The sequence below is a fragment of the Allobosea sp. P4_E12 genome (genome assembly GCF_056401655.1).
Genome location: NZ_JBFUIY010000013.1, coordinates 36,050 through 49,397 on the forward strand (window position 1 = coordinate 36,050; position 13,348 = coordinate 49,397).

Here is a 13,348-nt window from a genome sequence, read left to right on the forward strand (position 1 = left end):
TGCCGGGCGGCACAGGGGCAGGGGGCAGTCCTCTCCAAGACCGGCGGCCAATCTCCTCGGAAGGGTGAGTTCATTGCCGCGATGGCCCGGGCACAACATGCAGTGTCGTCCCTAGACGTCACTTCCACCCCGTTTCAATTCCCAGGTCAGTATCGCCAGTGCGAGCCGTTCGAGCTCGAGGTCCGTCATCGGATTATGGGCGGCTGCGGCGTGGATCTCACCGGCACGCGCACAAGCACGCAGGTAATCGGCCTCCGAATTCAGCACGATTGGGCGCCGGCCAGGGAACTCGGGAGCGCGGTTTCGGCGGCGCTCTGGTCGTTCGTCACGCATTCCTGATCATCGCGTTTTTGACCGCCATCGATCGCCATCCTCGAATGCCATCATGGTGCGGCGAGAGGTTAGGCTCATCGCTGCCGATGACAACCCTGCGTTGCGATCGTTGGATGGTTTCGTTAATCAAGCACTAACCGCTGGGAATGGCACCATGAACAGCCGCGGCCGTTCGACCTTGACCTTCGCCAGCAAAGCGGGAGCCGCCACGCTTCAGTCGCGCAGTCCCGACGCGATCGGGTTGGCGAACGAGGCGATCGCCGGCAGCAGGCTGAGAACGGTGCCGACGACGAACAGCAGGGCGATCTGCAGGAATTCAGGCTTGTCCAGTGCGATCGTGAGGCGAAGGCCGGTCTGCGCCTCGATCAGGCCTGACAGGACGCCGGCAGCAGCACCACCGAGCAACAGCCCGGCGATACAGCCGAGCGCCATCAGCAGGGCCATGCCGAGCCAGATCACGAGCAGGACGTAGAGCCGGGATGCGCCCATGGCACGCAATACGGCGTAGCGCCGCCGCCGCAGCCCGGTCACCGCAATCAGCAGCAGAAGGATCGAGGCCAGCACCAGCGTCGCATTCAGCGTGGAAGCGAAGACAAGCACACCACGCGCGTCGCCGAGCGAGCGATAGATCCCGACCAGGACTTCGGCGGGAAAGAACGCCATCGTCCCGCCCTGGCGATACTGGCTGCGCAGGGCATAGGCCCCGGCCACGCTGCGCGGCTTGACGACGATCGCGGGCACGCCGGGCACAGGCACGCCATCGAAGGGCGGCCCGATCGTCTCGGTGCCTGCGGCGTGTCCATTGCCGAGCCCGTGAACCTCCCAGACGCTCTCGATCGGTACCAGGATCGCGCGGTCCCAGGGCGATCCGAGCGGCGGCAGGCGGCCGACGATGGTGTAGTCGTGGCCGGCATGGCGGTGTCCGGCCTCGTCCTCATCCTCCTCGCCCGCTTTATGAGTCTGGCCGGCAACACCATGCGACGGCGTGATGCTCTCGCCGAGCCGATAGTCGACATCGGCGCCGATCAAGGCTTCGCGTTCCCTGGCGAAGAGGCGCCCCTCGCTCGGTGTGACGCGGCCCCAGCGCGTGGCAAAGGCCGCGGTCGTGCCGATGATCGGATAGCCACGTGTGACGTCGCCGAAGGCGATCGGCGCGAAGGCGGCGACACGCTCGTCCCGGGCCAGCGACTGCAGGACGCTTCCCTCCATCAGCGGGATCGCGTCGAGCTGCAGATAGACCGTCGACATCAGCAACTGGGTCTGGCTGCCGGGCGCACCGATGAGGAGGGCGAAGTCATCCGCCGCGGCGGCCGAACTCTGCCGCAGCGCCCGCTCCTGCGCGCCGATCGCCACGCCGACTGCAACCGCCAGCGCTATCAGGACGACAATCGCGGCCGCCGTCCAACGCAGGGCGCGAAGATCGGCGAGGATCATTGCGAAGGGGTTCATGCGGCCTGCTTCGCAATCGGAGACGCGGCCTTGATGTCGAGCCGATGCTTCATCCGCGCCAGGAGCGCGGCATCATGCGTGGCGCAAATCAAGGTGGCGCCGGCCTCAACGGCCGCATCGACCAGCAAGGCGCCCACCTCATCGGCATGGGCCGCATCCAGACTGGCCGTGGGTTCGTCGGCGAGGATCATGGCAGGCTGCCGGCAGACCGCGCGGGCAATCGCAACCCGCTGCTGCTCGCCACGTGAAAGTACTCCTGTCCGGCGGCGCAGATCAGTGAGACCCATGCGCGCGGCGACGGTCTTGGCATGCTCCCGCTCGGCCGGGCCAACCCTCCAGGATGAGAAGGTCGTGGGCAGCGTGATGTTGCCAAGGATGTCGAGTTCCGGGATCAGGTGGAAATCCTGGAAGACGGAGCCGAGCGTCGAGAGACGCCAGCGGTCGCGATTGCCGGGCGACAGGGAGGAGATCTCCGTCTCGCCCCATGAGACCCTGCCTGTGCTCGGCACGATCAGCCCGGCAATCAGGTGCAGAAGCGAGGTCTTGCCGGAGCCTGAGGGGCCGCGCAAACCGATATGAGCGCCGGAAGGCACTGTGAGTTCGGGAACGTCCAGCACGCGGAAAGGGCGCCCGTCGCCGCCGCGATGGTCGAGTGTCACGTTTGAAAGCCGCAATGTCCGAGCGGCGGATCGCTCAGGCGAGTGTGAAGCGGGCATCGACGAGTCTGATCTGGCTGACGAAGCCGGTTTCCTGATCCGTGGCCGAGCCTATCTCCAGCCGACCCGACACGACGACCTTGCGACCGGCGCTGACCATTGGCGTGATCTCCTTCATGAAGACGACGACGATGTCGACTGGCCAGTCGGCATCCGATTGGCAGAACGGGCAGATCGCCAGCGGCTCGCGCGTGAGCACGAAGAAGTGGCTTTCCGGCTTCAGCGGAGGCGCCATGTAGCCGGTCAGGCGTACCTCTTGTCCGCGCAGGGCCGTGACGCGGTCCGAAAACTGGAAGCCGAGCACGCCGAAGGATCTGTAGAGGCCGTCGAAGGCGATCGTGGCCGGCTCCGCCGCTCGGACATCCCTGCAAAGCAGGGCCACCGCGAGACCCGTGAGGGTCACGCGGCGGGTGGTCAGCATCTCATGGCGTTGCCGTTGCATCGCTCGTCCCTGTCGGCGGATGGCCGGCCTACTTGCCGCCTTACTTACTTGCCGCCCAGCGCCAGTGCTTCCGCCATGACGCGGAAGACATAGGTGTTGGGCTTATGGCCGCGGAACTTCTCGGCGCCCGGGCCCATCGCAGTCAGGATCACGTCGTCGGCGGAGTGGACGCCGCTATTGGCGTCGAAGGGCAGGTTGCCTGTCCGGCGCGCGGCCAGCGGGCCGGTGCAGTCCTTCTCGTTCGCGATATTGGTCTTGCCATCCGGGCCCTTGACCGCCGGCACGCGTTCGCCGGTCATGTCCGGGCGGCCGGTGTCGCAGGTGTCGGGATAGCTGCCATAGACCACTGCGAGGCGGCGCGAGGTGTCGACCTTGGTGGGGTAGCCGTCCACGTCGAGCGGGCCGTAGTTCGGCGGCACGGAGTCGGCGTAGACGCCGAGCTTGTCGCGCAGGAGCTGGCCCGGACGGTCGTCGTCATAGGTGCCGATGATCGAGATCGGATGGGCGTGATCGGGCACCACGATGATCAGGGTGTCGTTGCGGTCGCCGGCGAAGTCCTTCGCCACCTTCACCGCGTTGTCGAGCATGATCGTATCGAACACCGAACGCTCCCAGTCGAGCGAATGGCTGTACTTGTCGATGCGGGCCGACTCGACCATCAGGAAGAAACCGTCCTCGTTGCCCTTGAGCATGTCGAGCGCAGCCTTGGTTTGCTCTACCACGTCCGGCTGGTCGGGGAACTTCGAAACCGTGCCCTTCTTGGTCAGCCGCAGATCGAACGCGCCGTCGATGTTACCGGTGTTGTAGAGGCCGAGCAGCTTTTTCGAGCCGGCCGCGACAGCCGCGTTCATTTCCGTCTTGGTGGTCGCGAGCGTGTAGCCCGCCTCCTTGAACTTGGCGATGAAGTCGAGCTCATCGGTCCGCTTCGAACCGTGGGTCGCCTTGGACAGGAAGTTCGGGGAGCCGCCGCCCATGATCACGTCGGGCTGCACATCGTGGAACATCTTGACGATGTCGTTGAAATCCGAGCGGCGGCGGGTGTGGGCCACCATCGAAGCCGGGGTCGCGTCCTCGATTTCCGAGTTGGTGACGACGCCGATCGCCATCTTGCCGCGACGCTTGATCACCTCGGCGATGGTCTCGACCTTGGGATGGTCGAGCGTCAGGGCGTTCTTGGCGCAGTAGACGCCGAGTGCGTTGACGCAGGATTTATGGCCGGTGGTGTAGGCATGGGCGGCATTGGCGCTGTCGGTCACGATCGAGTCCGTGCCCGAGGTCGAGATCAGCGCCATGTTGGACATGTCGTCCATGGCGAGCTCGCCATTGTAGCGACCTTCGTCCCAGCCCTTGGAGAGAATGCGGGCCGCGGTGCGGTTGGCGACCGACATGCCGTCACCGATGAAGAGGATGACGTTCTTGGCGCGGCGCGGCTGGGTGGTGGCGAAGACCTCCCATTTGACCGTCGCCTTGTTGGTTCCCTGCTTCGCCTCGACGGTATAATTGCCCGCCGGAAGCGTCGCGCCACGCAGCCACAGCGCCGAATGCTTCTGGCCTTCCTCGTTCTGCATGAAGGTCGTGGCCTTGCCGAAGATTTCGGCGGCCGGCTTGCCGTTGATCGTGACCGCGACATCGGCCGAGGTCGGCGCGTTCGGGAACTCGACCTTGAAGTCGAAGCGCGAGCCCTCGAGGATTTCGGCACGGTTGATGGGATAGATCGTCTGCGCGGCGACAGGGGCCGCAGCGAAGGCGCTGCCAATTGCTACCGCATGCCAAAGCGTTCTCAGTTGCATCCCCAACCTCCGATAATCCGTGATCCCTTGGATGGGGTGAGCTAGTTGCAGCCGCACATGACAGGATGGCGACAGCCCTGCATGTTGTTGAATACCATCCGACCACGCCTGCCCCAACATCAACAGGGCATCCAGGGACGGCCTGCCCGACCGATGCGCGGTTGCACCATTCCGAAGACGGGCGACCTCGACGCCCGCGTCCCGGGCATGAGCGACGCGAGGGCGCGTCCCGAGCCGCCAGCGCGTGCCCCGATGGCCGGCCCGTGTGAGATTGCCAGGGGCCGATCGTGGCTCGACCTCAGGAGGCGCTGCGGTTTCGCCTAGCAGGCGAAGGACAACCTGGCGCCGCCGGATGCTTCGATGGACTGTCCGGTTACCCAGCGGAATTCGTCCGAGAGCACGGCTGCGATCACGGCGCCCACATCGCTGGCCTCTCCGAGACGCCCCAACCCCGTCTTCTCGACGATGGACTGAATGATCTCCGGATAGCGATCGAACGCATCGTCGCCGATCCGGGTCCTGGTGGCGCCCGGCGCAACGGCGTTCACGCGGATGCCGCGGCGGCCGAACTCCTTGGCCATGTAGCGGGTGAGTACGGTCAGGCCGCCCTTCATCGATGCATAGGCGGAATAGCCCGGCTCCATGCCGCTCTGCAGGGTCGAATTGCTCGTCACATTGACGATGGCACCGCCGTCAGCAAGCACTGGAAGCAGAGCCTGGGTCAGAAAATAGGGTCCCTTGAACAGCACCCGCATGAAGGAGTCGAAGAGCTCCTCGCTGGTGTCCTCGAACAGGGCCATCTGTCCGAAGCCCGCATTGTTGACGAGGTAGTCGAAGGAGCCTGCGTTCCATTCGCGCTGCAGCATTGCCGTTGCCTCATCCCGGAACGCCGCGAAGCTGTCGCTGCGCCCGACATCCAGGTGCAAGGGAACCGCCTTGGCGCCCCTTTGCCTCGCTGCCTCGACCACATCGCGCACGCGATCCTGGCGCTGCTGACGCCGACCGCGCGTCGTGTCGCGGTCGGTGTCAGTCGGCGTTCCGGCGCAACGGCCGGTTTGGCACGCCGCAGGGATCGAAGCTCTTCCTTCCCAGGTGAGGGATCGGCTCAGGCCTTGATCGTCGTCGACTCCTGGCTGGTCCGGCCGAACAGGTCCCGCGCCCCGACGCGATAATGCCCCTCTGATTGGGTCGCATGCAGGTAAACGCTCGACAGCAACCCGACCGGGTTGATGACCTGCCACGGCCCGTTTTCCGTCGCGCTCCAGAGCACGTCGAAGAGCTGCGCGCCGCCATGCGCCGCCGGCTCCCAGAACAGCACCGTGTTGCTGCGGCCGTTGAGGCCGCCGAAACGGCGCCTTCAGCCCTGTCGGCGCCTGAGGCACCTCGCCATCGCGCCGCACCAGGGCGACGAGCGCGGCCGAAGGCAGGGGCATGTCGAGCGGCAGCGTGCAGCTCGTCTGTGCCCCGCCAATCTGGAGATGCTCGATCGTCAGAGCTGGCTCCTGGGCGAGTCGCATCGCCTCCAACTCGACCGGGTTCGCCGGCCGCAACGCGCAGCAACGGATCATCATCGAGTCCGATGTGATGCTCCGCGCCACGACGCCGTCTGACTGCTAGAGGCAAGTTCCTCGCACGAGTCACCGTCATTTTTGCCGGTGCTGGCGTTCTCGCACGGGGCGCACGGATCAGGGCGAGGCCTGACGCTGCTGAAATGCAGCCGCTTGCAGGTATTCAGCCTTCCGACTCTGTCCGTGCTCGGGGAAGGCCAATCTCGCCATGCGGCCCATGCGCCGAGCAAGTGCGCCTCATCGGTTTGCGAAGGGGAAGAGCGTGAGCAAGCCATTGCAGTCGAATACGAATCTCATACAATTCTAGCGTGTGGCTATTTCCGGCTGCGCCGGTCATGCCAAGAGCCGTCTTACCCTACGGAAATGTCGATGGATCCCGATCAGGCGGCCAACAGGGCCGAGGACGCGCTTCTTGAGCTCGCACTTGAAAGTTGGCGTTTCCAGAAGCTCTTCGGGCGAGCGTTGTCCAAGCTGGACCCACTGGAAGCAACACGGTTCACGAACCAGCATCGATATTTCCTCGGAAAGGTCGAAAGCTGCCTGGGAGCATCGGGAATGCGCCTGGTGAACCTCGAAGGCCAGCAATTCGACACCGGGACCGCCGCCACGCCCCTCAATATTGCCGATTTTGGACCAGACGACACCTTGGTCGTCGCGGAAACGATCGATCCGATCGTGATGAATTCTGCCGGCCTGCTGCGCATGGGCACGGTCATGCTCAAGAAGGTTGGAAGATGAGCCACTACGTCGGCATTGATCTGGGCACCACCAACAGCGCAATCTGCTCCTATGACGGGGAGACCGTCCAGCTCTACAAGAGCCCCGAGCAGAACGACGTGACGCCGTCGGCGATCGCGATCGACCGGCGCGGCAACCGCTATATCGGGCAGCGGGCCTACGAGAACGCACCGCGAAATCCGGACAGCACTGCCATGCTGTTCAAGCGGCACATAGGTACCTCGACGCCAATCCGCTTGCCCTCCGTGGGCATTACCATGACACCCGAGGAATGCTCTTCCGAGATCCTTCGCACGCTGTTTGGCTATCTGCCGGAGCAGATCCGCAACGACGAGACCGTGGCCACCGTGATCACCGTGCCGGCGGCGTTCAACCAGATGCAGAAGGACGCCACGATCGAGGCTGCGCGCGCGGCGGGGCTCGGCAAGGTGGCCCTGATGCAGGAGCCCGTTGCGGCGGTGATGAGCGTCATGCGCAGTCGCCAGGGCGATGGGATCTTCCTGATCTACGACCTTGGCGGGGGAACCCTGGACATCGCCATCGCCCAGAGCATTGGCGGCCGCGTGAGCCTTCTCGGCCAGGGCGGCATCCAGATGTGCGGAGGACGGGATTTCGATCGCATGATCGTCGACAACCTCGTCATGCCCTGGCTTCAGCAGACCTTTGCGTTGCCCGAGGGGTTCTCGTCCCTGCCCGAATACAAGCTGCTGCGTCGTGTCGCGGAGCGGGCGGTGGAGAAGGCGAAGATCGAGCTTTCCAGCCGGGACAATGCGGTGATCGGGGCACAAGAGACGGAATGCGGATGCAAGGACCTGGCGGGTACCGAGATCTATCTCGACGTCAACATCACCCGGGATCAGCTGGGTGGGCTGATCGAGGGCAAGGTCAAGGAATCCGTCCAGGCGGCGCGTGACACGATCGAGCACGCAGGTCTCACTCCACACGACATCGAACGTATCGTCTTCGTCGGCGGTCCGACCCAATACAAGCCGCTGCGCGAGCGCGTCGCGTTCGAGCTTGGCATCGCGCCGTCAACGGACGTGAATCCGATGACGGCGGTTGCCACTGGCGCCGCCATCTTCGCCGAGGCCATCGACTGGAGCGCGCATAGCCGGGGCCGCAAGAGTTCCAGGGGGAGCGTGAGCGTCGGGTCGACACTGGACCTGACGGTGAATTACGCCGCACGAACTCCGGATCAGAAAGCGAAGATCGCGCTGAAGCTCGGATCACCCGCGGCCCCGGGCTCGTCCTTTCAGGTCGACAGTCTCGACACCGGGTGGTCTTCGGGCCGCGCCGAGATCAAGAACGGCACTGTCATCGAGGTGCCCCTTTCGAAGCGGGGCGAGAATACTTTCAAGATGTTCGTCTTCGATCCTGCCGGAGGGCCACTCTCCTTGGCGCAGGATCGCATCGTCATCACGCAGACGGCCGCTACCATCGACGCCATCCCTGCCTCCCACTCGATCGGCGTCGAGGTCCTGGATACCGTTGGCGACATCGCCAGGCTTCATTACCTGGGGAAGGCCGGAGACCAGCTGCCGGCTCGTGGTGTCCAGCCATTCAAGGCTGCCGAGGCACTTCGCGCGGGAGCCTCCGGGTCATTGAAATTCAAGCTCTGGGAGGGGGATATCGATCATCCCGTCTCGGACAATACGTTCATCGGCCTGTTCGAGATTACCGGCAATGACTTCGTCGATGGCGTCATCCCTGCGGGGGCGCCGCTCATCCTCACCTACGAGATCGGCGATGGAGGGAACATCGACCTGAAAGTCGAGATTCCGGCGATCGGTGGGTCGTTCCAGAGCGACAAGAACTTCTATTCCCGCGCTTCCGGAATGATCGACTACAGCAGTGCCGCGAGGCGCATCCTGGACGAGGCGTCGCAAGCGGCCGAACAGCTTGCGGAGGTCTCTGCCAAGGTCGACGACCCGGCGCTCTCCGAAGCGCGCGAGAGGCTGGAGCTGGCGGCTTCGATCAGTGAACAGGAGAGCGATCCCGAAGTCGCCAAGCAGGCCTCCGACAACGTCCAGAGGGCGAAGAGCCTGCTGGCCTCCGCTCGAAAGGCGAATTTCCGCGTCATTCGCCGCATGGAGTTGGATCAGGTCGTTGCGTTCTTCCACGACATGAGGGCCTTGGCAAAGCCGGCGGAGGTCAGCTCCTTCGAGGCCTTGCAGGCAGCCACGGAGCGTCTGATCGGTACGCCCGGCCATGGGTTCGAGGCCAATCTCCAGGAACTCCGCCGCAAGATCGGCACGATCCTTCGCCGCCAGGACTGGTTCATCGTGGACCGCTTCAAGGACTACGCCTCCGCGCCCCATCTCTTCACCGATCCGAAGATGTTCGAGCATCTCGTTGCCGAGGGGGAGCGCGCCATTGCGGCAGGCGATATCGAGGGATTACGGGCGGCGTTTCACGGCCTCGGTGGCATCCGGATCGTTTCCGCGGAGGCCGACGATCTGATCGCGATGACCAATATCGTGACCGCCTGACATGTCCACGGATCCCTGGCTTCCGATCGGTTTCCAAATCGCGCGCGGCGTAGGCGCTGGCCGCGTGATGCATTCCGGGCCGGGCTGGCAGATCGTCAAGGCGGATGGCGGCGGTCTTGTGCTGCTGATACGCGGCACGCTGCTTCACAGGTGGTTTCAGGATCGGCTGCTCGACGAGGCCGAGGTGTTGAAGGTCACGTTCGGCGAGAATCGGATGGGCGCGATCCTGAGCGAGCGATCGTTCGCGCTCGCGCCCCTGGATCGATGTGCTTCGCCGCGGGACAAGGTGGAGGCACTGTCCTTTGCCGCCGCTATGCGGCAGACGCGCGCTCGCTACCGCGATGGCTCGTTGGAGCGCGCGCTCTATGTGGAGAAGCTGTCGCGGATACTCCCGACCCATGCCGAAGATGCCCTCGCGGGCGACGCGCTCGTTCTGGGTTCGTGGCTGACCGGCGGCTTGCGCGTCTCGGTCGATCCCATGTCCAATGTGCAAAACCTGCTCTCTTGGATGTCGGTCGATCAACTCGCCGATGTGATCCGCGCAGCAGGATTGGAGCCCACCGGCGCCATGTTGATCCCGCGTGCGGAGGCTGAAGCCGCTGAATTCGCCCGAACCGCGGCTGCGAAGGCGAGCGATGGCCGCCTCCGCCTGCCGGGAAGGACGGCGCTCGAGGATTTCTTCAACGACCACGTCGTCGACATCGTCCAAAATCGGTCGCATTACACTGCGCTCGGCATCGGCAACCCCGGCGCGATCGTCCTGGAGGGCCCGCCAGGTTGCGGGAAGACCGTGGCTGTCGAGCGACTGATCGCCCATCTTGGCTGGCCCCATTTCGCCGTGGATGCGAGCAGCGTGGCCAGCCCATACATCCACGAGACCAGCCGGAAGGTGGGGCAGTTGTTCGAGGCCGCGATTGCCGCGGCTCCATCCCTGGTGGTCATCGACGAAATGGATGCGCTCCTGTCCGAGCGCGACGCGGGCGGCGGGCAACATAGGGTAGAAGAGATCGCCGAATTCCTGAGAGCGATCCCGGAAGCGATCAAGGCGGGCGTGCTGATTGTCGGGATGACCAACCGCGTCGACATGATCGATCCGGCGATCCTCCGTCGAGGACGCTTCGACCATGTCGTGAAGGTCGACCACGCTGATCAGACCGAGATGCTCGATTTGTTGCGGGCTCTTCTGGACGGCGTGCCGCTGGCGGATGGCGTGATTCTCGAAACCTATGCAATGCGCCTCGCCGGGCGGCCTCTCTCTGACACCGCCTTCGTCGTCCGTGAAGCTGCGCGACTTGCGGCTCGCGCCCGTATGAGCACCATCGACGATGCATCCTTCTCGAAGGCCGTTGATGCGCTCCCGCAAAGCGGGGCGCCCAAGCCACGCGTCGGCTTTGTCTAGGAGGGGGCGGTGAGTGACATCGACGAAAAGGTGCCTCGAGGGTTCGCGGGATTGACGGCGCTTGCCTCCACGATCTCCGCCGCGCCGACGATCGCGTTGCCGCCAGCTTCCAGCGCGCGCCCCTCTGATCCCGAGGCCCGCTCTCATCAGGGGCGTCGTTCGACTGGTCCTGGATTCTGGACCGGAAGCCGGAAGACGTGGGCGCTCGTCATAGCCGGCATCTGTGTCCTGGCATACCTAAGTGCAAGACCGCAGTCATCGAGCTATGTGCCTCCCTATACGGGTGGTTCGACAACGTCGGCCCTTCCACGAGCAACGCCGCTCCGTAGTTCAGAGTCGATGAAGATCCCGTCTGTCGGTCAGGGTTTGACGTTCTCAGTCGCAGAGATAAGGTATTGCCTTGCGGAGGTGATCAGGCTTGATCATATTGAAGCGATTTCTGACCTAAAGCGCGAGGTGCATATTCGGAATTTGAACTTGCGGATCAATGACTATAATTCTCGTTGTACACGCTATCGCCATCGCGCGTCCGATATGACAATTGCCAAGTCGGACGTTGAAGCGATGCGCGCCGCACTACGATCTGAAGCCGCTGAGCAGATGCTTGCCTGGCGCTGATCAGTTGAAGATCTCGGAAATCCTGTCCGTGCCTGTCTTGAAGAAGGTGCGGATAAGATGTTCCAAGACAGGTACGTTATCGTCGCACCTTCTTGTCGGCTCGCGAGCCCAGGACGAAATGCCCGTCCTCGGTCCAGATGTTGACTTGATGCCAGTCGAGCGCGACGGGCTCATTCGAGCCGAGTATTTTGTGACGTATCAATGTGACGCTGTCATCGCGCACGATGGCCTCACCGAAGCGCAGTGCCTCCCCAGACTGCAGCCTCCTGGCCGTTTCAAGTAGCAGTCGGAGGCCGACGGTCCGCCATATGCGATCGACGAGGTTCGCGTAGATATCGGCTTTGCGCGTGTTGATCGTGAAGGCCGATCGACCATCGCCCAGCATGATCGTATAGGCCGTGCCGGCCGGGAGTCCGCTGGCACCACCCCATCGCAGGCGCGTCACTGCTTCGAGGGTGATGTGATTGTTCTGCCAGGAGACGCCCGTGGACGAGATACTGACCTTGTCCTTGAACAGGGCTCCAATTCCGGCGCTATAGATGAGCCAGCGTTCGAACTCGGCACGGTCGGCTTCCGACTGCTTCTTTTCTTCCTCGGCCTCTTTGAGATAGGCGAGGTCCTGCGTTACTCGGTCGGTGACCGTGTCCAGAAGTCCGAAATGATCGTTCAGGAAGGCGGCGATGCGGGCGGGCGTGTCGACGAAGCCGTACTTATTGTGCAGTGCGATCGCGAGTTCGCGGATCGCGATGGCCAGGTTGTGGGTCGCCAGGTGGTCGATCCCGTTCGCCCTCGCCACGAGCTGGGCTGGCCCGACGATCTCGTTGAAGTTCGCGGCGACCTTCTTGATCTCGTCGATCACGGGGATGACGTGGGCTTCCCCATGGACTGCCACGGCATTGCCACGTGTCACGAGCCTCTCGACGGTTGAGGACTCGGCTTCGATGAACCCCCGCAGTCCAAACTCGTAGGACGCGACAATCTCCTGAATGAAGGCCGGGGCGTGCTCGCTGCCGTCCTTCGTGCCCTTCTGAACCACCATGTCCATGACCTTCACGAGGGTCCGACTCGGGAGCCGATCCAGAACGTCGTTGATGGCCTTTCGGTAATCCCGCTTTCGGGCCTCGAATTCCTCCAGGATGGCCCCCTCGTCGCGGACGGGAGGGAACCCGGCGACCGAGCGATCCTCGTTGATATCCCGCAATACGCCAGCCAGGTCGACGTCCTCCACCGCCAAGGCGAGACGATAGAAGATCGCGGCGGCTTCCTGTGGCGTCCTCGCCTCGGGCTTTGCCTGCGCAGATGCCGACAACAGGTTGGCGCGGGCAAGAGGAGGCAATTCCACCGTCGCTTCTAGCCCCGTCATGCTCGAGAGACCCTCGACGGCGGCAGTGGCCTTTCGCGGAGCGACGCCCGGAAGCCACCCCATTTCCGCAGCTAGCCGCGTCCGGATGTTCAACAGGGTGGATTGGGCCTTCTGGCCCTCGTCGCCATCGGCTACCAGAGCAACTTCATCGGCCAGTTCGATAAGGCGGCTTCGGTTGTCTCTCGTCGTCGCGCCCAAGATGGCGAATGGGTTTTTCTGGAGCGATGTCTTCGGCGACACGAGTTCCTCTGTGATGGTCATTGACCTAGGGGCTCCGAAGAGGCGCCAAGTACTGCGCCGACGATTGCAGCCAGGCTAGCGATTCGACCCGGCACATCCAGCGTATCCCGCAAGGTGGCCGTTGCACCATAGTCTCGCGTATGGCGGCTTTGCCGCGTTTCCTGCGATAGCCGATCTTCACGATGGCGCTTCTGATGCCCGGC

At 63.8% G+C, this 13,348-nt stretch carries 12 protein-coding genes; 4 read left to right on the forward strand and 8 right to left on the reverse strand.

Annotated elements, in window-relative coordinates; all coding sequences use genetic code 11:
- Positions 1-111 precede the first annotated feature (111 nt).
- The 7 genes from AC1DW9_RS17840 to AC1DW9_RS17870 form a co-directional block, all read right to left on the reverse strand.
- Positions 112-267, reverse strand: a complete 156-nt coding sequence (locus AC1DW9_RS17840; RefSeq protein WP_441489968.1) for a hypothetical protein — start codon at positions 265-267, stop codon at positions 112-114.
- 279 nt (positions 268-546) lie between these two features.
- Positions 547-1,782 carry an FtsX-like permease family protein gene (locus tag AC1DW9_RS17845; RefSeq protein ID WP_441508068.1) on the reverse strand — a complete coding sequence of 412 codons (1,236 nt, stop codon included), beginning with the start codon at positions 1,780-1,782 and terminating at the stop codon, positions 547-549.
- Positions 1,779-2,441: an ABC transporter ATP-binding protein gene (locus tag AC1DW9_RS17850; RefSeq protein ID WP_441508069.1), complete on the reverse strand. Its 663-nt coding sequence runs from the start codon at positions 2,439-2,441 to the stop codon at positions 1,779-1,781. The genes AC1DW9_RS17845 and AC1DW9_RS17850 overlap by 4 nt, the downstream gene beginning before the upstream one ends.
- Before the next feature lie 34 nt (positions 2,442-2,475).
- Positions 2,476-2,940: a hypothetical protein gene (locus AC1DW9_RS17855; RefSeq protein WP_441508070.1), complete on the reverse strand. Its 465-nt coding sequence runs from the start codon at positions 2,938-2,940 to the stop codon at positions 2,476-2,478.
- Positions 2,941-2,984: 44 nt separating this feature from the next.
- Positions 2,985-4,730 carry an alkaline phosphatase gene (locus tag AC1DW9_RS17860; RefSeq protein WP_441508071.1) on the reverse strand — a complete coding sequence of 582 codons (1,746 nt, stop codon included), beginning with the start codon at positions 4,728-4,730 and terminating at the stop codon, positions 2,985-2,987.
- Positions 4,731-5,050: 320 nt separating this feature from the next.
- Complete coding sequence (locus AC1DW9_RS17865; protein ID WP_476769026.1) at positions 5,051-5,914, reverse strand: SDR family NAD(P)-dependent oxidoreductase; 864 nt, start codon at positions 5,912-5,914, stop codon at positions 5,051-5,053.
- Positions 5,836-6,048 carry a hypothetical protein gene (locus AC1DW9_RS17870; protein ID WP_441505602.1) on the reverse strand — a complete coding sequence of 71 codons (213 nt, stop codon included), beginning with the start codon at positions 6,046-6,048 and terminating at the stop codon, positions 5,836-5,838. The genes AC1DW9_RS17865 and AC1DW9_RS17870 overlap by 79 nt, the downstream gene beginning before the upstream one ends.
- Positions 6,049-6,667: 619 nt before the next feature.
- Here AC1DW9_RS17870 and AC1DW9_RS17875 point away from each other — a divergent pair.
- The 4 genes from AC1DW9_RS17875 to AC1DW9_RS17890 all read left to right on the forward strand — a co-directional run bounded on the left by AC1DW9_RS17875 (position 6,668) and on the right by AC1DW9_RS17890 (position 11,542).
- Positions 6,668-7,036, forward strand: a complete 369-nt coding sequence (locus AC1DW9_RS17875; protein ID WP_441505377.1) for a hypothetical protein — start codon at positions 6,668-6,670, stop codon at positions 7,034-7,036.
- Positions 7,033-9,525, forward strand: a complete 2,493-nt coding sequence (locus AC1DW9_RS17880; protein WP_476775437.1) for an Hsp70 family protein — start codon at positions 7,033-7,035, stop codon at positions 9,523-9,525. Before AC1DW9_RS17875 ends, AC1DW9_RS17880 begins: the two co-directional genes overlap by 4 nt.
- A gap of 214 nt (positions 9,526-9,739) precedes the next feature.
- Positions 9,740-10,924, forward strand: coding sequence for an ATP-binding protein (locus AC1DW9_RS17885; protein WP_476775436.1), 1,185 nt, complete (start codon positions 9,740-9,742; stop codon positions 10,922-10,924).
- Between the two features lie 9 nt (positions 10,925-10,933).
- Complete coding sequence (locus AC1DW9_RS17890; RefSeq protein ID WP_476769024.1) at positions 10,934-11,542, forward strand: hypothetical protein; 609 nt, start codon at positions 10,934-10,936, stop codon at positions 11,540-11,542.
- 76 nt (positions 11,543-11,618) lie between these two features.
- On the opposite strand, the gene AC1DW9_RS17895 is transcribed toward AC1DW9_RS17890, so the two are convergent.
- A complete protein-coding gene (locus tag AC1DW9_RS17895) occupies positions 11,619-13,166 on the reverse strand; it encodes a hypothetical protein (RefSeq protein ID WP_476775435.1) in 1,548 nt (515 codons plus the stop codon).
- Positions 13,167-13,348 lie beyond the last annotated feature (182 nt).